Origin of the sequence: Enterococcus asini ATCC 700915, assembly GCF_000407365.1 — a bacterium.
Classification (GTDB): domain Bacteria; phylum Bacillota; class Bacilli; order Lactobacillales; family Enterococcaceae; genus Enterococcus_C; species Enterococcus_C asini.
In genome coordinates this window covers 1,982,870-2,003,008 of the sequence record NZ_ASVU01000001.1, presented here as the reverse complement: position 1 = coordinate 2,003,008, position 20,139 = coordinate 1,982,870, and the positions used below count along the sequence as shown (strand labels likewise).

General features: G+C 40.4%; 21 protein-coding genes. 1 reads left to right on the top strand and 20 read right to left on the bottom strand.

The window, feature by feature from the left end; genetic code table 11:
* Positions 1 to 43: 43 nt before the first annotated feature.
* Complete coding sequence (locus I579_RS09620; RefSeq protein WP_010753793.1) at positions 44 to 1,507, bottom strand: APC family permease; 1,464 nt, start codon at positions 1,505 to 1,507, stop codon at positions 44 to 46.
* 392 nt (positions 1,508 to 1,899) lie between these two features.
* On the opposite strand from I579_RS09620, the gene ade reads away from it, so the two are divergent.
* Positions 1,900 to 3,633 (top strand): adenine deaminase, encoded by a 1,734-nt coding sequence (ade, locus tag I579_RS09615; protein WP_010753794.1) that lies wholly within the window; start codon positions 1,900 to 1,902, stop codon positions 3,631 to 3,633.
* Between the two features lie 57 nt (positions 3,634 to 3,690).
* On the opposite strand, the gene I579_RS09610 is transcribed toward ade, so the two are convergent.
* The 19 genes from I579_RS09610 to I579_RS12850 form a co-directional block, all read right to left on the bottom strand.
* The gene (locus tag I579_RS09610; protein ID WP_143139887.1) at positions 3,691 to 4,194 is read right to left on the bottom strand and encodes an NUDIX domain-containing protein; all 504 of its coding nucleotides are present in this window, start codon (positions 4,192 to 4,194) and stop codon (positions 3,691 to 3,693) included.
* Positions 4,195 to 4,238: 44 nt separating this feature from the next.
* The gene (locus I579_RS09605) at positions 4,239 to 4,961 is read right to left on the bottom strand and encodes a DUF5131 family protein (protein ID WP_010753796.1); all 723 of its coding nucleotides are present in this window, start codon (positions 4,959 to 4,961) and stop codon (positions 4,239 to 4,241) included.
* 33 nt (positions 4,962 to 4,994) lie between these two features.
* Complete coding sequence (locus tag I579_RS09600) at positions 4,995 to 5,534, bottom strand: DUF1697 domain-containing protein (RefSeq protein WP_010753797.1); 540 nt, start codon at positions 5,532 to 5,534, stop codon at positions 4,995 to 4,997.
* Positions 5,535 to 5,559: 25 nt separating this feature from the next.
* Positions 5,560 to 6,027 carry a hypothetical protein gene (locus tag I579_RS09595; protein ID WP_034810538.1) on the bottom strand — a complete coding sequence of 156 codons (468 nt, stop codon included), beginning with the start codon at positions 6,025 to 6,027 and terminating at the stop codon, positions 5,560 to 5,562.
* 295 nt (positions 6,028 to 6,322) lie between these two features.
* Positions 6,323 to 6,610: a hypothetical protein gene (locus tag I579_RS13145; RefSeq protein WP_010753799.1), complete on the bottom strand. Its 288-nt coding sequence runs from the start codon at positions 6,608 to 6,610 to the stop codon at positions 6,323 to 6,325.
* A gap of 68 nt (positions 6,611 to 6,678) precedes the next feature.
* Positions 6,679 to 7,080: a cytidine deaminase family protein gene (locus tag I579_RS09585; RefSeq protein WP_010753800.1), complete on the bottom strand. Its 402-nt coding sequence runs from the start codon at positions 7,078 to 7,080 to the stop codon at positions 6,679 to 6,681.
* A gap of 24 nt (positions 7,081 to 7,104) precedes the next feature.
* Positions 7,105 to 8,163, bottom strand: coding sequence for a S66 family peptidase (locus I579_RS09580; protein ID WP_010753801.1), 1,059 nt, complete (start codon positions 8,161 to 8,163; stop codon positions 7,105 to 7,107).
* Between the two features lie 115 nt (positions 8,164 to 8,278).
* On the bottom strand, positions 8,279 to 8,818 hold the full coding sequence (locus I579_RS09575; RefSeq protein WP_010753802.1) for a ClbS/DfsB family four-helix bundle protein: 540 nt from the start codon (positions 8,816 to 8,818) through the stop codon (positions 8,279 to 8,281).
* 483 nt (positions 8,819 to 9,301) lie between these two features.
* Positions 9,302 to 11,080, bottom strand: coding sequence for a GmrSD restriction endonuclease domain-containing protein (locus I579_RS09570; protein WP_010753803.1), 1,779 nt, complete (start codon positions 11,078 to 11,080; stop codon positions 9,302 to 9,304).
* Positions 11,080 to 12,357: a DUF262 domain-containing protein gene (locus tag I579_RS09565; RefSeq protein ID WP_233419267.1), complete on the bottom strand. Its 1,278-nt coding sequence runs from the start codon at positions 12,355 to 12,357 to the stop codon at positions 11,080 to 11,082. The genes I579_RS09570 and I579_RS09565 overlap by 1 nt, the downstream gene beginning before the upstream one ends.
* 286 nt (positions 12,358 to 12,643) lie before the next feature.
* On the bottom strand, positions 12,644 to 13,963 hold the full coding sequence (locus I579_RS09560) for an IS1380 family transposase (protein ID WP_010753805.1): 1,320 nt from the start codon (positions 13,961 to 13,963) through the stop codon (positions 12,644 to 12,646).
* Positions 13,964 to 14,216: 253 nt separating this feature from the next.
* Positions 14,217 to 15,767 (bottom strand): recombinase family protein, encoded by a 1,551-nt coding sequence (locus tag I579_RS09555; RefSeq protein ID WP_010753806.1) that lies wholly within the window; start codon positions 15,765 to 15,767, stop codon positions 14,217 to 14,219.
* Position 15,768: 1 nt separating this feature from the next.
* Positions 15,769 to 16,185: a hypothetical protein gene (locus tag I579_RS09550; protein ID WP_034810431.1), complete on the bottom strand. Its 417-nt coding sequence runs from the start codon at positions 16,183 to 16,185 to the stop codon at positions 15,769 to 15,771.
* A complete protein-coding gene (locus tag I579_RS09545) occupies positions 16,182 to 17,732 on the bottom strand; it encodes a recombinase family protein (RefSeq protein ID WP_010753808.1) in 1,551 nt (516 codons plus the stop codon). The genes I579_RS09550 and I579_RS09545 overlap by 4 nt, the downstream gene beginning before the upstream one ends.
* Before the next feature lie 60 nt (positions 17,733 to 17,792).
* Positions 17,793 to 17,975 (bottom strand): SHOCT domain-containing protein, encoded by a 183-nt coding sequence (locus tag I579_RS09540; RefSeq protein WP_010753809.1) that lies wholly within the window; start codon positions 17,973 to 17,975, stop codon positions 17,793 to 17,795.
* Between the two features lie 206 nt (positions 17,976 to 18,181).
* Positions 18,182 to 19,096, bottom strand: coding sequence for a peptidoglycan recognition protein family protein (locus I579_RS09535; RefSeq protein WP_010753810.1), 915 nt, complete (start codon positions 19,094 to 19,096; stop codon positions 18,182 to 18,184).
* Positions 19,086 to 19,505 carry a phage holin family protein gene (locus I579_RS09530; RefSeq protein WP_010753811.1) on the bottom strand — a complete coding sequence of 140 codons (420 nt, stop codon included), beginning with the start codon at positions 19,503 to 19,505 and terminating at the stop codon, positions 19,086 to 19,088. The genes I579_RS09535 and I579_RS09530 overlap by 11 nt, the downstream gene beginning before the upstream one ends.
* 45 nt (positions 19,506 to 19,550) lie before the next feature.
* A complete protein-coding gene (locus I579_RS09525) occupies positions 19,551 to 19,970 on the bottom strand; it encodes a DUF1617 family protein (RefSeq protein ID WP_010753812.1) in 420 nt (139 codons plus the stop codon).
* Complete coding sequence (locus tag I579_RS12850) at positions 19,957 to 20,139, bottom strand: hypothetical protein (RefSeq protein WP_419185396.1); 183 nt, start codon at positions 20,137 to 20,139, stop codon at positions 19,957 to 19,959. The genes I579_RS09525 and I579_RS12850 overlap by 14 nt, the downstream gene beginning before the upstream one ends.

The following is a 20,139-nucleotide window of genomic DNA, read 5'->3' as shown; positions in this document are numbered from 1 at the left end:
AAAAGGCCGGGATAACTCCCGACCTTTTGCTACTAATTTAAGATTAGACTTCTTTTAAATCTGGTACAATTCCTTTGTCTTTATCCCGACGTGCAATGGCTGGCAAGATCATGCCCAACAAAATCAAGACGATTGGCGTCAAGATATTGGTTGCCAATTGGAACCACCAAGCTTTTGGATCTACGGCATAGTCCAATTTTGGTACCATTCCCAAGATACAAGCGAACGCGGTGAAAGCAAAGCACCAAGTTCCGGCGATAAAGCCAAGTTTTGGATTTTTCATGAATTTGTATTCGGATTTGTAGTTCTTCCAAGCTTTGTTCAACATCATGTAAGCGAAGAATACCCACAAATAACGCATTGGCATTACAACAGAGTTTAAGTTGGTCATCCATTTTACCAACTCATCCATATTGCCAATTCCGAGAATCGGTAGCAAGATGATGATACTTACCAGAATCCCAGTGAACAAGTACCCATTGACCAAGGTACCTTTTTTCGAACGTTTCCGTAACCAGTTTGGTACAAACATTGGATCGGCATCCGCCAAAAGGATTTGCAATGGCGCATCGATGGAAAAGGCCAAGGCCGAAATTTGGCCCACGGTATTCGTCAATGCGTAGACAATCATCAAGAAGTTGCCCACGCCATAGTATTCCCCTAATTGTTGGAAAGCGGTGTAAGCACCATTTCGCATTAAGTCGGCAGGAATATTGTTGCTAGCAAAAAGCATCCCCATGGCGATGGATCCGAGAATCGCAGACACACCCACCATCCCGGCTAACAAGAACATCCCTTTTGGAAATTCTTTAGCTGGATTTTTCGTTTGGTTAACGTAAGGCGAGATTTTTTCTGCTCCCCCTACTGCAAAGACCAACATGGAAATCGTCGTGAAGTAAGAGAAATCAAACTTCGGAATATAGGTTTTGATATTCCCCATATCTGGTGTCGCAAACTGCATACCATTGCTGACAGCAGGCGCGCCTACTGCAAGTAAGATAAAGAGAATGGACATCACAAACATGGCAGTCCCGGCCAAGCCCCCGATGACTTTCAAAGTGGAAAGACCTTTTGTAGATAAATACAAGAATAGTAAGAAAATTACCAAGCTCACCAAAGCAATGGTAGTCATGGACATATTGGAAAGCATATCCCCATTTCCTTGTACCGCCCAACCTAGGGCAATCATAATGGCTTGTGGTTTTTGGGCCAAATACGGGATGTGTACCACCCAGTAGGTCCAAGCCGCATAGTAGGCTAAGCGCTTCGTGGACGTATTTTCCACCCAAGAACTAACCCCACCCTTACTGTCTTTAAATGTCGAACCCAATTGGCCCACGATTAAAGCATAAGGAATAAAATATAACGCTAGAATCAGGATCCATGAGGTAACTACGGAAATCCCTTGTTGGGCGTAGTTGTTCACCACATTTCCTAAGCCCCAAACCATGTTGAAGGCAATTAGTCCCACTGTAAACCAGCGTAGTTGCTTTTGATTTTGACTCATATTATCGCTCCTTTATTAAAAATAAAATGACAACAGACTAAATGATATAGAGTTTTTTTAGTTTTCGCAATATTATGTTTTTTAATATGAAGAGACTCTTATCTTTCAGCCATTTTGCTTTCATGTTTCCTGAAAAGCAAAAACCGTCAATGACAAAATCACTCTGTCATCGACGGCATTAAAGTTCAGTTTACATAATAGAATTATGTTTCTTTTTATAGTAGCCAAATTTCTGCATTTTCACTACAAAAACAGTTGCTTTATTTAAAAATGTTCGGTTCTACAGATTTTTGTGTAAGTAAAAAAACGATTTCGATGAATTTTTCTCCCTAATCCTGAAGGCCTATGTTATACTAACAAAAATCTTTCACAATTATTAAGGAGGCTTTTTCATGTTTAGTGAATTAAGTGCACGGATCCAGGCCAGTGCCAAACAAATCCCCGCAGAGTTGGTCATTAAAAACGCCAAAGTGGTTAATGTCTTTACTCGGAAAATCATGGAAACCGACATCGCCATTACCCAAGGAATCGTCGTAGGTCTCGGGCAATACGAGGGCCAACAAGTAATCGATGCTAAGGGCCAGTACGTTGTGCCTGGTTTGATTGACGGCCATGTGCACATTGAGAGCACCCTCTTGCCACCTCACGAATTTGCTAAAGTCTCCTTACTTCACGGGGTTACCAGTGCCATTACGGACCCCCACGAAATCGCCAATGTAGCCGGTACTACCGGACTAGAATACATGATTTCTGACGCCCAAGCCACACCGATGAATATTTTCACCATGCTGCCTTCTTGTGTCCCTGTGACCCCTTTTGAAACCAATGGTGCCACATTGGATGCGGCCACATTAGCACCTTTTATGGAGAAAGCTGAGGTTTTGGGGCTAGCCGAGGTAATGAATTACCAAGCCGTGGCGAACCAAGAAGCAGACATTTTAGAAAAAATCACCGCCATTCAGCAAGCCGGCGGGGTAATCGATGGTCATGCTGCTGGGATAGCGCAAGGGGATTTGTCCGTCTACCCCACGGCTCAAATTCGCACGGATCATGAGGCGGTCAATGCAGAAGAAGCCCAAGCCCGCTTAGATTTAGGAATGTACTTGATGATTCGAGAAGGTACCGTGGCCAAGGATCTCCAGTCACTTTTACCCGTAGTCACCGAACAAACCGCCCGCCGCTGTGTTTTTGTTACGGATGATTTACTGCTGGACGACTTATTGACAAAAGGATCCATCGATCATATTTTGCGCTTAGCCATTCAAGCAGGCTTAGATCCTTTACTAGCCATCCAAATGGCTACGTTAAATGCCGCGGAATGTTTCCAATTAAAAACCATCGGCGCCATCGCTCCCGGGTATCAAGCAGACTTCTTCTTTACAGATGACTTGACGACCTTGCCGATTCACGAGGTTTTTGTCAAAGGCCAACAAGTCAAAACACGGGAGCAACTGGTTACCGAACTGTTTCCAACAGCCACGGAAAATCCCTTATTGAGAGCATTGCCGAATATGAATGCGACTCCTTTGTCTGCTACAAGTTTTGATTTGAAACTAAACAGCACACAAGCCAAAATTATCGAAATCATCCCCAACAGTTTGATTACTAAGGAATTAATTGCTCCGGTCACCAAGGATAAAGGTCACTTTATTCCTTCTATTAAAGACGACTTTTTAAAAATCGCCGTGGTGGAGCGCCACAAACAAACGGGAAATATTGGCCTAGGGATCGTCAGAGGATTTGAATTAAAAGCCGGTGCTCTGGCCACCAGTGTCTCCCACGATTCCCACAATATCGTAGTGGTAGGTACCAATGATGAAGATATGCTCTTTGCAGTGGAGCGCCTGTTGGCCATTGGCGGTGGGATGATTGCCGTTAAAGATCAAACCGAGCTGGCTTGTCTGCCCCTAGCAATCGGTGGTCTCATGTCTACCTTAGGCTACCAAACCACTTATGAAAAGCTGACAAACTTGACCGCTACTGCCCGCAAATTAGGCGCCAGTAGTGCTTTTGATCCTTTCTTGACACTGTCCTTTTTGACCCTCTCCGTGATTCCAGAGCTTAAGATTACCGATATGGGCCTTTTTTCTTTCAATGAATTTGCTTTAACCACGATTGATGCTTAATCCTTCACTTACAAATACGGCCCGGCAGGATTCTACATAGAGCTGCCGGGCCTTTTTTTATCTTTTCTTGTCCAGATACCCTTCCGCTACTAATAAGTTCATTACCCGGCTCTCTCGCTGGATCATCAAAGGATCAGCCGAAGCGTGGTCTTTTAGTTGATTTTCTTGAAGAGCTTCCTCCGAGGTGACAAAAGCCAATGTGAAACCCTCAGCTTCTTCATAGTCATCCAAATGGGTACCGCCCACACCTTGTCTAGTTTCACAAAAATAGTAATAATTGTCTTGAATAAAAATCCCCTCAGGTTCTCCTTTTTGAATCCGGTGAACATAGCCATATTCCCGAATGGAAGTTGGAATCACTGCTAAGCCAGTTTCTTCCAGGGTTTCTCTAATCAACGCGCTTTTTGGATCTTCCTGCGCCTCAATTCCCCCACCAGGAAATTTGTAATAATGATACTTTTGACTGTAAACCAAGGCCAATCGATTTTCTTTTATAATAATGCTTCGAGTAGACGGCCGGACAATCCGCTTGCCATCTTTTGGATAATCTTTCGTATCCATGGTAAACAAACACCGCAATTCGAACACTCCCTTTTGTAAACTAGCTAAAATAACCTTTTCCCATCCGTAATATCCAATTGAAAAGACTTAGCCAACGCTCCCTGTTTAAAAGGATTAACCTTTACTACTTCTTCTTGGGTACGAATGCGAGTGCCGGTACTCTTAAACCAAAATGTTTTCCCGGCTGCTTGGCACTGCTTTTGTATTTTTTCAATCCAAGCGTACTCGCACAAACGACCATCCCGGCCATTTTCCCCACAAACCGTCACATGGTCCACTTTTGCCAAATAAGGGGATAAATCAAGTTCTTCCAGTAAGGGCGACGCAGCGATAAAGCGTCGTTTTAGAGGATAGCTTAAAAATAGCGGCAAGCGCTGATCCGCTAGCGCTTGGGTTTCCACGGTACAGCCGATATTGACATTGTCATAGCCATCTCCCCAGTCCTCAGGCAAACTCTCCTTGAAACGGTCAATGCGTTTGGTAATAATCAAAAAATCAATGTCTTGCCGTTCCTTAATCATGGCCCAAGCCTCTTTGCGCCATAGGTCGGCTTCTGGTAAGAAGAAATCCGTGGCAAAACAGGTGGCTAGAATTTTTCCGCCTTTAATGCAGTATTCCCCTTTTTTATTTCGACGAATAGGCCAGTCGAATTTATCGGTTTTGGTAATCTCATTTTGGCCAAAGCGCTTGGCATTTGGTCCATAAAAATAGCAGTTGTTACAGCCGGTACTCACCGGGTAGCACCCCGTCCACGGTTCCCAATTCATGAAGCTAGCCTCCTTTTTCAATCAGCATCCTTCTTACATAGTGGCAATTTTGCGCAAAGTATTTGCCGTGCGAATGGTGATGTTTTGACGAATACTAGCCTTCGTGGTTTTCCCCCACCAGTTGGTCTTTTGATGATCTTTGCGCAAAAAGGACCAGAAAACCACCCTTTCATAAAACTGCACTTGCTCATATTCTGGATGAGGTACGCCCATTTCCTGGGAAAATACTTCACCGGATAATCCCGGATATAAAAAGATCAAGTTGTCATAAATTTCTTTGTCACTGGTCCCCCACCAATCCGGCGCCTCTTTTAAGGCCGCTACTAGCTGACTTTGCGGCAAGAGTAATACGGGAATCTTTAAGAAAAATCGGTTCCGGATCATGGTTTCAATCTGTTGGGTCAGCTCTGGTAATGGACTTTCCGTCGTGGAAAAGAGCACATTGCCACTATTTAAATGACTGACCACTTGCTCATAGCCCAGTTCTTCAAACCCTTGTCTGAGTTCAGGCATGGAGATTTTATTTTTACCACCGACATTGATGCCTCGTAGCAATGCGATATAGCGCTCCATAGACTTACCTTCCTTATCTCGTTTCTTAATTCTTTTGAATCTGACGTAAAACCTGTTGGATATCTTGAGCTAATAGTTTCTGCATACTTTCTTGGTAACCAGTAAGCTTGACCTGCTTTAAGGCAGCGACTATTGCCGGAGCAGTAACCGGTTTTTCGTCTACAATCTGCGGTAAGCACTGGATGCACTGGCGAGCGGTAATCGGTTTGGGATCGGCAATATGTTCTAAAAGTTTGGGTAGAATACGTTCCAATTCTTTTTCTGAAATCCATTTGGCATTCGCCGCCAACAAGATGATGCCTCGAGTGCGTACATAGGAACGCTTGCTATCAAGCAGCTCATAAAAATGCGGTACAAACACTGCAACCTCTGGCCCTTGTTCGCTTGCCTCTTGTAATTTTTGCAAGGATTTATAGGCCACACTGTGGTTTTTATCGGATAGTAATGCCACTGTTTCGGATAATTCCACGAAACTCCCACCTTTCCACTCCATTACGTCGTTTTTCTTACTCAAATTGTAACAAAATTCATAAAACGGTTTCCTTTTTTTGACAAAAAAAGCAGGAAAGCTCTGGAGCTCTCCCACTATCTCATACTTCTTTTATTGCCCATTGTGCCGCCTCATAATCAGCCACGTAATACCTAAAGTGCTTCCGCCCCCGCCGGATTACATGATGGCCTTCTGCTTCTAATTTTTCCTTTTGAGCTAAGATGCCGCCAGGATATTTTGGATTTAATTCTCCCTTGGCCTTTAAAATCCGCCAATATGGGGTTTTATCGCTGGTCCGTTAGTGGCTAGACCAAGCTGCAATCGACACAAAAATCCCCGCCGTAATCGGTTCGGTAAAATCTGCGCCGGCCTGTTCAGCGAAATACTCACGAATTTTCCCTACTGTTACCACTTGCCCATAAGGAACTTGTTTCATCACTTGGTCGTAATCCAGCGGCGGTGCAAAATACATCCGCTTGCCTCCATACTTTTCGATACTTTTTTGATCCGTGATGATCTGTATCTTGGGCATGTCCTTATTATCATGAAGCATCTTATTAAAATCCTTGCGCTCTTCATTGGCCATTACTGCCACCTCCTACTTCAAGAATAAGCAAGTCTTTTACCTGATGCAATGAGGTGATTCAAAAAAACTCATGAAAAACGTGCGCTGCCCCACCAATTTGGCAAGAGTTCCTTTAATTTGCTGACTTTTCTTTCTTCATAGTCCAATAACACGTCAATCTCGCCGCTATCTTTAGCCAATTGCATCATAGACTCCCGACAAACCCCACAAGGAGCCACCACACTGCCATCAGAAAGTACGGCAACGATTTTTTCGATTTGACTTTCCCCATTGGTCAGCATGTTGGCTATGGCATTGCGCTCGGCACACATGCCCAGACTAGACGCCGTATCGATGCAGACTCCCACATAGACCGTTCCTTTTTTCGTCAATAAGGCTGCCGCAACCCCACCAGCTTCAATAAAAGGAGAGACTTCCCATGCCTTTTGAACCCTTCTTGCTTCATTGTATAACTCTGTCCACTGGTCCATTCTTTTCCTCCTTGTCTACTAGTACTAAAGGAACTCAATCATCTGCTTTTCCGCGTCCACTCTGACTTTCGCGCCATAAGGCAAAAAGGTTCGCGGTGTAGCATGGCCAAAGTTCACATTATAGACAATTGGGAGGTTCTGATTGGCTACGATCTCTTTTAAAACGGACTTGTACTCTTCGTAGTAGCTTTCATCTTGAGGCTTGCCGACGATTATCCCCCGAATCACCTCGAAAATCCCTTGCTCTTTCAACGCAAGCAACTCTTTTGCAAATAATTCTGGAGCAGGCTTTTCCTCACAGGTTTCAATAAAGAGGATCTTGTCACGCCATTCTTCCACATTCGGAAAAAGACCGTATTTTTCGCAAACAGCCTTTTGATCCGGATAACGATTGCTGGTGAGCACATCATACAAGCTTTCCAAACAGCCTCCTAGCAACTTACCTTCAAAAACACCCGCCCCTTGCAAAAGTTCAAAGCCCCGTTCTTCCTTGTGAGCAATTCGTTCCATCCCGATGGCATTGCGGGAAAAATCACGCCGCTCTTTATACCAAACTTCACTGGGAACGATTTTTTTGCCCGACCAATCTTCAAAATACCCTTCAAACGCCGCTTTCGTATAAGGCAACATCTCATCAGAAATTTCAGCCAAATCCGTTATGAAAGCCAAACCATAGTAAGTCGATAGGCCTAATTGATAAAACATCAGATGGTTAATCGTCGTATCAGAAAACCCTGTGAACAATTTTGGATTGCGTTGCACTGCCTCGATGAACTCACGATCTTCCATTAAAAAGGGCAACAGTCGATACGTATCATCCCCACCAATCGCACAAATAATGCCGGCAATCGAATCGTCTAAAAAAGCTTGTTTCAGATCACTGGCGCGGGCTTCGGGATGTTCTTTTAGATAGTCAATACCTTTTAAGGCATGGGGCATAAAGACTGGCTCTAAACCAAAATCCTGTAATCGCTTCGTACCAATTTCAACATTATGCCGACAAAATTCTTCACCTAGCATGCCACTGGACAAGCTGACAATCGCAACTTTATCCCCGGATTTTAACTTCTTTGGAAAAATCATTGCCTTCCTCCTCACTATTGCCAATAGTTTTTTTCATTCAAGCTAGTACAAAACTAAAACGATTATTTCATCTTTGATTCGCATCAACTTAGCTGTGAGCACTTTTCAAAATCGCTTATGCTAAAGCCTTAATCTGCCGTTTAAGCTTTTTTATCGCCCAATTGTAGTGACTACTTGTTGCGGAGACACAATAGGCGCCCACACTGGTAGTGCCACTCCAAGGGAAATACACCTTAGTGAATAGTTCCTCATCAGAAAAACTCTCAATCAGTGAAAGCACTTCGGTATGACTTTTTTGTAGCAACCGCTTCGCTTCCACAAGCCCCGTTGACTGATGCTTCTCCCAAAAATCCCTATTCAGTCTCCCGTAATTTCTCCAATTATAGGGTGCCGGCAAAAAAGGAATGACCTCCGTACTACCTCGGTTATTTTTAACAAAGATTAAGAGCAACTGATGCCACTCATAAAGATGAATCAAAACATCTCGCAAATTTCGATCTCGTTTCCAGTGAGTCTCCTTATCTTTATCTGTGAGTTGAAAACAAAAGTCACGGTCTTGTTGCGCTTCACTCATACTTGCGATTAAGGCCTGTAATTTCTCAAACTGCATAGTTGCCTGATCTAGTAACTCCTTTTTAGTAGTCGGTCTCGCCATTTCCAGTTCCTCCCCCATCAGTTAGTTTTTAATTACTGAAAGATATTCTAATTATACGTTATCATGTCTCTATACAAACTACAAACTCACAATTCACGGATTTACTTAACTTTCCTCTTAGTCTTAGAACCTAAAAAGATGCTAAAGGCCGCTCCCTGAATGAAATTGAAAAATCAGAATAACCACTAAAGCAGAGGCCCTTCGCTTCTGCTTTTTTTCATTCTACCCTCATATCCCACCGATTCTTTCACTTTATAATGTATTCTACTAAACACAAAAAAGAGCTAAAACTAAAAGTTTCAGCTCTCAAGATTACCAGAGATTAAGCTCATTCATACTAGATATAAAAACTCCAGTCTTACTTTCTGCGCAACAACGCCACGCACTCCACATGCGTTGAAAGTACACTCTGTATCTTACTACTATAATGACGGTTGTTTATAATTTTTGAGTTGATAGATTGAATAGGTTTGTGGGAACAAATCAGCCTTTCTCAAGAACGTTAAACATTTCCCTTTGATGTTTATGAGCTAATTCTTGATTCCAGTTATTATCATTCTGTCTCATCATCTCAGTCATTATTTTTAACTTCAAACTTTGTTCAATAATTCCAGGGTTGGTGCTAGCTTTCCCAACCGGCATCGCATTGTTAAACGTTGAATTCCCTGAAACTGTAATTAGTGCTAAGTTCCCGAAACAGTTCAAATCTTCATTAGCCCATACCACCAATTCAGTAGGATGCTGTGGATAAAAATGTTCTATTGAACTTCTAAACTGGAATTGCCAGTCATCAGCAAGAGGTCTTACCACTTCTTTTCCATTATATGAATATCCGTTTCGATAAAGAAGATAATCCAAATAGCTAAATACAATTCTTTCAAAACTGAATCCAGTCGCCGTTGTGTATCCCGAAGCATCTACTTTAGTTTGACCATAAGCTTCAAGAATTTGTAAAATATCAGAATCATCATTATTTAAACAGCTTGTCAGAATTAGAGAAATCCAATGCATAGTTTTAGGTGATGTGTAGGTAATACGAAGTGCAGATTGTAATGTGCGAATTTGTTTATTTCGATTATCTTCATCGCCACCAAAAGTCCCAACGTATTTTGGCTTATTACCTTTATTATCCGTATATTTCTCAAGCTTTTGAAGTGACCATTTCCCTGTTTCTTTATAATCACGAGCATACTCACGTTTCAAAACGAACTTATCAAATAAAACACGTGACTTCAACAACATGAACAAGAAGTCCTTAGCTGAAGATTCATCTTTCCAGTTTTTTTCTAAATTGATTAAAAAATTCTTATCATCAAGGCTTGAGTCATCGTCATCATTGCTTGACCTAGTAAGTGCCGCGTTGACTTGCAATAAAAAGTTAGGAAATGAAATAATAGACTCAAAGCGTTCGTTTTCTGGTTCTTCAGAATCGTTATTAGAATCTTTTGTTTTTCCTTTTCCTTGTAGAATATCTCTGAGAGACATCTTCTCATCTACTATAACTACATCATGATAATAGGATCTTAACGAATCAAAATTTACAGTTTTAACTGACAAATCGCTCCAATCACTATTGAAGATTTTATCCCTCTTATCTTTTGGATAATTCATTTGAATATACGAATCCATATTAGAGCAGTATTCCCAAATATCATTTGCGATGGCCTTATCTTCTTTAGATTCGATTTTTGACAGAAAATTGGCCTTTGCAATTTCATGGAGTTCAAGTTGCTCGCCTCGAGTGTTCATAATTTCAAAATAATGATTTAAGTCAATCTTAGCTGGAACCTGAACACGAATAAGATTGACTTTATCCAATCGTCTAATAAAAGATTCCTGCTCGGATTTTAGTCCCATCTTTTCAAAGTAATCATCAATAATTTTAAAACCTGATTTAATTTCAGCAGATTGCAATTCATCCGTTAATTGATTAGTATCAGGCAAAGCAGATAACGTTCTATTGGATTTTTCTCGGGCTTCAAATCTTAGTGCATCCTTTGCGAATGGAATGCCTAAATATCGTTCAAGTAAGTATAAAGTGGTTAAACGCTGCTGACCGTCAATGACCTCGTAAACATTGTTTTCTTTTTGATTGACTATTAAATTTCCAAGGAAGTAGTCATCTTTAGAGCTATTAATATCCTCAATCAATTGTTCTATCTGATCGGTCTCCCAAGCATAATTTCTCTGATAAATTGGTACTTCATAATGTACATTAGAAAATATCCTTGATACCGGTATCATCTTTAAATTCTTATCCATTATTTCCACCCATTCCATCGTTTCATTAACTCATATGATGTTTTGTATTGATTATTTTGCACATCAGATTCATCCACTTTTTCCATAATTACTGCTTTTAATTCTTGAGGATCTACCATTTCGCTTAACAAATTGAACAGGTCTTTATCCTTATTAATTCGATCATGTTGCCCACGAGCATACTTATTTATCGTTTGAGGATAAACTGCCTTCATCTTTAACCTTAGCGAATAGCTCCACGTATACAATTGATGCATAATTGAATCATCAATCGCATCAAAACCAAATCTATCTGCAAAAAACATTAATGCTGCTTCATAAAGCTGTTTGATATAAATGTCCCCAGTACGTTTGTCTGGGATTTCAGATTTATTATGATTATGGTAGTTATCAATTTTATTCTTCACTTGCTCCAATAAAACTGAGTAATGCAGCGTCCATGCAAAAAATCTTTTACCTGCAATAATTGGCTGAGTTAATTGAAATTGATTTAGCTCTCCAGAACTGAGTAGTTCACTCGAACCACTTGAATTAACTTGCTCAATGAAAATATTACTCGCCTTATGATAAATAGCATAATTGTATGTATTAGCTTGTTTAATTCCCTTAAAATCCTGAATCTTATCAGATGAGTAATTCAAACCGTCACGATTTCTAAACCAACGTATAACCGGATAAAGATACGTTCTAAACAATTCTTCCAAAGCATTTTGATTAGTGTCTTCCCACTCAGATATCAACTTAATTTTTAATTCTTCAGGATCTCTTGTCATTTCTCTTAGATGGTACGACTTTAAGAGATCTTGAGGTTTAAGTGCCTTTCCACGAGAGTTCTGCGAATCAAAGAATTGGAATGCTTCTTGTTCACTATCAGTAACAATCTTTACAACCGTACAATTTTCTTTAAGATATTTTTTGTAACTAACCCTCTCGTCATCTTGCAATTCATTAACTCGTTTCTGAAATAACGTATAGTTGTTATTAATTGAGTTCTGAGAAGTCGGCTTAAACTCCTCATTCAGAAGAACTTGAAAATCTTCCCCTAATGCAAACAATAAAATGGAAAGAGTAGTTGTTCTTTGTTGCCCATCAACCAAATTATATTCATATTCCTGAGTGTTTGGATTTTTGGATTTATGTAGAATTACTGAACCCAACCGATACTCATTAATTTTAGACTTGAAAGCTTCGTAAGTATCTGTAAATAAAGTATTTGTTGAACTTGAAGACCAACGGTATGGACGTTGATATTCAGGAATTTTAAGATTCAACTTCATCAGAGTGTCGACATTGATTATTTGTAGTTCTTCTTGAAGTAGTGTCAAATCACTTACCCCCTTAATTTAAATCATTAATTCTATTCCTGAATAATTCATAGCTCTAAATTTAAGCTATTTTTTTGAACAAAGTGCCTATATTTAAATTAGGCAGATACATTCTCCCAAAATAATGTGTTTTCGAACAGGATATATACGGAAGAAGGCTATAATAAAAATTATTTGTCTATTTAAGGGCAGACTGACCCCTTGGAAAAATAGGTTAAAAATTTTTACGATAACTAGCCTAAATCCATTGCCTAGATCGCCGTAGGCGTTCAAAAACCTTATAAAATTCAGTTTGATACACATGATAACTCGACAGTTTGAGATAGACTTGTCTACCTGTTTTAACGAGTTTTCCGGCAACTTTAAGCAATGTCAATCGTATAGAATGAATCGTCATCCCCCGATTCACTTGTTCAAATCCAATGGTCTTTAAAAAATTGACGAGGTTGTAAGCCAGGACACTGATCATCATTCTGACATGATTTTCCAGGAAACGCGGACTATCTGTTTTGTCAAAATAAAAGCCTGATTTCGCTTCTTTGATGAAATTTTCCATTGTTCCACGCTTGCCGTAAAGAGAGAATATGACTTCAGGCGAGACATTATCGGATAGATTCGTCACAATGAATGCGTGGTGAAAAAGAAGCTCTCCTGCTTCACGGATTGATCGAATACAAACGCGACGGGGTTTTGACCAGGATTGTGCTTGATAAGGGAGTGAAAAATACTGTATTTCTCGGTCTTCCCATTTTTTATTATCCCCATAAAGAACAGAGTGTTCAGCTAACTGACTTAACCTCCGATTGCTCTTTAATCGGATAACGTACTGGCTTTCAGTTGCTTCACAAGATTCATACACCTCTGGTGTGGCGAAGCCGCTGTCACCCCGAACCAATATCTCGGTATGAGGTAACGTGCTCTTGTAGTGGTGTAACAGCGGGTCGATAAAGGCTTTTACCCCTTTAGACGTGTACTGATTGCCTGAACGCAGTTCAGCTTTTAGGAAATCTCCGGTCAATCCGTCAAATGCAACTAATGGGTGATAGCCGTAGGTTTGATAATGGGCATTATAATCTGTTTGTTCTTGGCGTCCAAAGGTATCCGAATGTGTGGAATCGACATCAATGATTAACTCGGTGTCATTGCGAATCAAACGCGCTTTATCAATCAGCGACTGATTTAATGCTTGGAGTTGATCCATGTTCTCCTCGGTGAAACGATCTAAAAACCGTGAGATTGACGATTGTGAGGCCAACTCTTTTTTACCGAGTACAGCTTGAAAGACTGGATCCTGTCTTAATAGATTAGCTGATGAGTCTGCCGAGTACCCAGCAATTAACTGCATAATGAGTTGTTCTAATATCGCTAAGTTATCATGTGTGAAGTAAACACGTTTGTCTTTAATATGGAGCCACTGTTTAGCTACGTGTGAAAAGTCGAAGGTATTCATCACCTCTTGAACTAAGACCAAACCCGAATCACTCGATAAGCGACCACCTGTATGTGAAATAGTCAAATTTGAATTGAATTTTACCTGGTTTTTGTGTAAGCTAGTCATGAGAAGAACTCCTTTCTTATGGTTGGTTTCGACACCTTTACCATATCAGAATGGGGTTCTTTTTGCATCACTTAACAGGTGAAAATGAAAAAGAAAATGAAGACTGCCGTTAGGCAGTTTCAGACGGTTTGAAGTCAAAGTATGAATTATTCAGGACTATTATAACATGTATCTACCTTTGGAACGGTTCAGGATTAATATTATAGACAAAGAAACATGCTCACGGATTACCGCAAGCATTAACTTTTAATTTCTATATTTCAACCGCCATACTCACACCACTCTTGAAATCAACAACAATGTTCTTTTTAAAAATGGTGACCTTCTCAATCAGTCTTCGAACAAGCACTTCGCTATACTCGGTGATGACATCGTGTTCTTTTACAAATGCTTCCATCTCATCAACACGTTGTTGCAAATTAGTATTCGCTGCTATTTGTTTTGCAACCGCATCTCGTTCATCTCTTAGTGAAAATATTTGGCTTACAAGTTCATCATAGCCCTGACCACCAATTGCCACGCTAATGATTTCAGATTCTAAATCTTTTAATTGTTTATCCAAAACCACAAGTTGTTCAGTCAATACGTCTGTCAGAACTGAATTGATGTTGTCCGTTAGCTGTTGGAGAAAAATGTCTCGATCAATTAGCGTTTCATTAATCGCTTGCAGAATTCCTTGGTGTAAATCTTTTTCATAGATTGTGCGACCACTACAGTTGTGTTCTCGTTTATCCACTCTGGACTTACAACGCCATACGGTTCCTCGATTCTTCCAATGAACTCTGCGATAAACATTCCCACAGTCACCACAAATGGTGATACCAGTTAATGCGTACTTCCCTGAAAAGCATTGGGAATTTTTATTTTTCATTGATTTACGTCTATCCAGTTCTTGTTGTGCTTGCATAAAGATATCTTTGGGAATAATTGCTGGATGACTATTTTCAACATAATATTGCTGAGCGTAACTACCATCATTCTTCACACGTTTTTTGGTAAGGAAATCCACTGTGAATGTCTTTTGGAGCAAGGCATCGCCCATGTATTTTTCGTTTCGAAGAATCAGCCGAACGCCCTCTGCACGCCATAATTTTCTTTTTCCACCCGTTAAGATACCGTCATCCATCAATCCTTTCGCAATCTCCTGCAAGGAACTCCCTTCAAGGTATTCTCGGAAAATGCGTTTAATGACTTCTGCTTCATTAGGCTCAACCACCAAGTTCCCATCCTCATCTTTGGTGTAACCGAGAAAATGATTATGGTTGATTCTAAGCTGTCCTTGTTGAAAGCGATATTGCACGCCCATCTTGGTATTCTGACTCAGGGATTGACTTTCTTGCTGTGCCAGACTTGCCATAATCGTTAGCAACACTTCCCCCTTGGCATCCATCGTATTGATATTTTCTTTTTCAAAGAACACTGCAATCTTTAGTTCCTTTAGTTTCCTGATGTATTGCAGACAATCTACTGTATTTCTAGCAAAACGTGAAATCGATTTGGTAATGATGTATTCAATCTCGCCGTTCTTACAAGCATCAATCATTCGGTTGAACTCGGCACGTTTTTTCGTATCTGTCCCGGAAATCCCTTCATCTGCAAATATCCCCGCAAGCTCCCAATCAGGATTTTTCTGAATGTAATCCGTGTAGTGTTGGACTTGTGCCTCATAAGAACTTGCCTGTTCTTCCATCTCAGTTGAAACTCGACAATAGGCCGCAACCTTTAATTTTGGTTTTTCTTCAGTATTATCCGCCACCCATTTCTTTGGCTTCATTGGGATGACGGTGACTTGTTTTCCAGTCATTTCATTTTGCCTCCTTAATTTTTGAATATGCATATTGAGCCTGTTTGAATGGGTCGGAATATGTTTCAATTACCGCACCCATTTCAAACTGGATAGGTATCTCTTTTCTTTCGACAGGTTTTGCTTTTTGCGGTTTTCTAAGGTGTTTCCCACGCTTTTCCTGTTCCAGATGAGCTTGGTGAAATGCATCGTCATCAATAATTTGTGGGTAAATTTCTGTACCTAAGTAAATTTCATTCATCAAAATGTGTTTCATTACTGAGTGTTGTTTGTTGATACCAGATTGTTTTCCTGCTTCTTTCAGCCCCAGACCATCAAGATACAATCTAAAGAAATCTTGTACTTGATTTGACCGTAACTCATCTGCAATTATTGCCCCATTCTTTATGGTATAGCCGTATGGCATCGTATTATTCATTCTGGTAACCTCTCTTTCAAAATCAACCCGCATTTTAACTTAAAGCCTACTTCTTGTCGGTTGTAAACAATGACTTGATCTGCAAACCTTGAGAACAATGATTCTTCCCATTCCGTCAGCATATTACTTCGTTTCGTAAATCGATAGAGTTCTTCTAATTCAATTCTCTGTGTAGACTTTCCATTAGCTGAATTGATTATCTTTTGTTGCTCCTCTTGAAGATTTTTCAATTCCAATTGAAGTTTATTTTGCTCTTCAAATGACGTTTTTGTTGATACAATTCCAGATGCATTTAGACTTGCCAACACTTCCAACTTTTCATCAATTTCTGATGCTTTGTTAGACATCTCATCCAATGCTCGTTCTAATTCGGCAGCGTTAGACTGTTGTTTAAGCAATGGCTCTAACACTACTTTATGGGCAAATATCAACTTATTTAACATCGTGAGATAGGCAATTTTTAACTTTTCATCCGTAATGGGAAGGGCATCGCAAGAGTTTTTATCTTTCAAATGCCCCTTACAGCCCCATTGAACTTTCCTAGTGTTCCCTTTCCAATATGTTTGAATTCGTTTGTAAGTATTCCCACACTTGTCGCAAAGCACCTTCTTTGAAAAGGCATAACGATTCGTGTTTTTACCATCTTTCGTATTTCCTTTTGAAGTTGCCCTGATTCGAATAATTTCTTGTACTCGTTCAGATTCTTCCATCGATACAATAGCAGGATGATTGTTATCAATACGATACATTGGAAGCTCACCATTATTTTTTCGTTTCTTAAACTGCTCATCGTTAAAGTAACGTTGAAAAATCATCGTTCCTGTATAAACAATATTATGTAAAATAATGCTCACTCCCGATGCCTGCCACTTAACTCCTCTTTTAGTTGTAATATTTGCCACATTCATTTTCGATGCAATTTGATGCATTGAAAGCCCATTGAGTGTCCATTGAAAGATTTGCTCTACCACTTTTGCTTCATCAGGGACTAAGTGAAAATCAATCCCTTTTCGACAATAGCCATATGGTGGAACACCTTTATAGTTTCCTTTTGCCATACGTTTGCGATTTGCCCACTTCATGTTCTCTGAATGTGAGTAAGATTCGCTTTCAGCTAAACTCGATAGAATTGAAAGTAATAATTCGCTTTCCATATCACTGGTATTGATGTTTTCTTTCTCAAAAATCATAGTGACACCGATTTCAGTTAATTTACGAACCAAATTCAAGCAATCAACCGTATTTCGTGAAAACCTAGAAATAGATTTCGTAAGTATCAAATCTATTTTTCCATGTTCCGCATCATTGATTAGACGATGCAAACCATCGCGTTTATCCGTTTTTGTTCCGGATATCCCCTCATCGTAATAGACACCAACGTACTCCCATTGATCGTTTTTCTGAATGTAGTTCTCGTAATGAGTAATCTGAGTTTTTAAGCTCGATAATTGTTCATCACTCGCTGTTGATACACGAGCATAGGCTGCCACCTTTAATTTAGGAGTCTCTGGCAACTTTGGTCGTTCTAATTTGTGTATCGTTTTCATCAACTCACCGCCTTTCTATTAGGTGACATATTAGCTCTAAAGTGCCGTTATATCAACGATTCACGCCATTATCCGAGATAAAAATGGTTTGAAAGTTTCCCTGTTTTTCTGTTCAATTTTTGTATATTCTTCCTCGGTGATTTTGCCTTCTACAAGCAAGCTCAGAAGGATTTGTTGAGAAATGTAGTATGCTGCCTCATTGGAATAATTGATGCTAAGTTGTTCTTTTGTTTTATCTTCCATCGCTTTTCGCCTCCTAAATCTAAGGCAAAGGATTTTTAAGAAAGTACACCCCTTCGCCTAATACATGACGAAAAAGTCAACTCCTTGAAAATCCATTTATCCTTTATGAGTTACAGGCGAACCAAAATCCTGAAAGTAAACCCTAAGCATCAAAAAAAAGCCTACAAGAATGAAACTAATCACTCTCGTAGGCTTAAAATTTGTTTCTATGAAATTAATATATAATCATCTGGTTCGGTCTTACCAGTATTCTTTCCAACAGCACAATAACCAATCGGGCAACGTGCCCAGACCCAACCATCAGCTATAGTTTGTTTTTCTGTTTTAGGGAGAGTCCATGTTGCTCCTTTATTGTACGATCCAACAACTGTGCCACTAAGGCTTGGTTTATTACGAACATTCAATCCATTTACTTGAACCACTAAAGTTTTCACGTTTGATGTTGATGAACTCGTTGGATACACTTGATTGCCGTTCGGATCATAGACTTTATAACCAGAATGACTATCTGCTGTTCGCTTAGCATTGTTCAAATCTTTATACGCACCAACTTGTGATTTGGCATCAGCCCATGATTTGCGAACACGATATAAGTCACTTGTTGGTGTACTTGGTGTTGATGAACCTCCGCCATTATTTATTGCATTTGCTTTGTCTGCAATGTACTGTAAACTCCCAAGCAGAACACCGGGACAAGAGGTGCTCGAGAAATAGCTGTGTGGGAACAGATTCTTATTCACCACAAGTTTCCCAAGACCATGACGTTTAGCAATATCAGCCACCAACTTCGCACAAGAATCAATGGTTGCTTGGTTGACGTTCCAAGAAGGTGAACCCGTGGAGTTGCAGTTTTCAATCCCGATACTTGAGATATTGGCGTTCCAGTTACCAGCGTGCCATGCCGTATTGTTCTCATCCACGTAAGCACGAATTTCACCGTTCTTGCCTATTCCGTAGTGCGCTGATGCCTCACGAGTCTGCCAAATGCTTGGCACGATGTCGTAGTTCGTTCCCGCCATGTGATGAATGACGATTTTGTTGACCTTAGCCCCACTGCGTCCTGATGAGTAGTGAGGGAAAGATTGAAAACCATATTTGGTGGCTAAGCTACTAATTCCCATTTGATTCGTCCTCCTTCTTACCGTGTAATTGTTTGAGTGCTTCCTTGATTTTCTCTGGTACAGGTAAGCCAATGCTTACGGCATTTTCAAGAAGTGAGATGCCCTCGTTTGAGATGTAAAAGAAAATCACCGCATCACGCAGCACATTTCCCGTCCCCAACTGCACATCAAGCATATGACCGACACCAACCAATAAGAAAATCAAAATCTTCTTTGTGATACCCTTTGCACCGATACGGCTTGAGACCTTCTTCTCGTTAACGGCACGCAAGACTCCCGTGATGTAGTCCACCACCACAAAGGCAAGCAAGGTATAAAGTGATGGATCGACACCGCCCAAATACCAACCGACCAATCCACCAGTTGCCACAAAGGCAGCTTGAATCAGATTCCATGTTTGTTTCATCATGTCATTCCTCCATTTCTGTATTGAAAAAGGCATCTAGGATTTCTCCTAAACGCCTTTAACTTCTGTTTCCAATAATTCCAAGACCAGCTCCAACGTCTCAGCTTTTTTACCTGATATCGTAACCTCACTATCTTCCAACCCACCAATCAATAAAGGCAGTTTGCTATGAAGTTCCGCCACATCAATGACGGAATCCTCATTCAACAAATCTGCCTTTTCTTTATGGTACTCGGCTGCGGTTTCAGGCAAAAGCGAGAAGTTTCCATTGTCTTGGATGAGGTTACCCTCCTCGTCTTTCTTTCCGAACCGTTGTAACAACTCCACCTCGTCCTTGTAGAGTTCATCAATCTTCTCACGGATTAGCTTGACGAGTTTGGTTCGCACTCGGCTGACTTTTGGTTGAAGCTCAAATTCTTCAAGAAAGGTGATCACGTCAACCAATTCTTCGTTTTTAATCTTTAGCATCTTTCATCTTCTCCTTTAATTCGCCTACCTGAACGCAGAGGTCGTCCACCACCATTACAAGCAGGTCCACCATATCGACATCTACTTGTGTTGGCTGTTCGCATTCTTCCGAATCAGGCTCAATCGTGTTGTTAGGTTTCTCTAGAATCCAATCGTCCAAATCATCCAC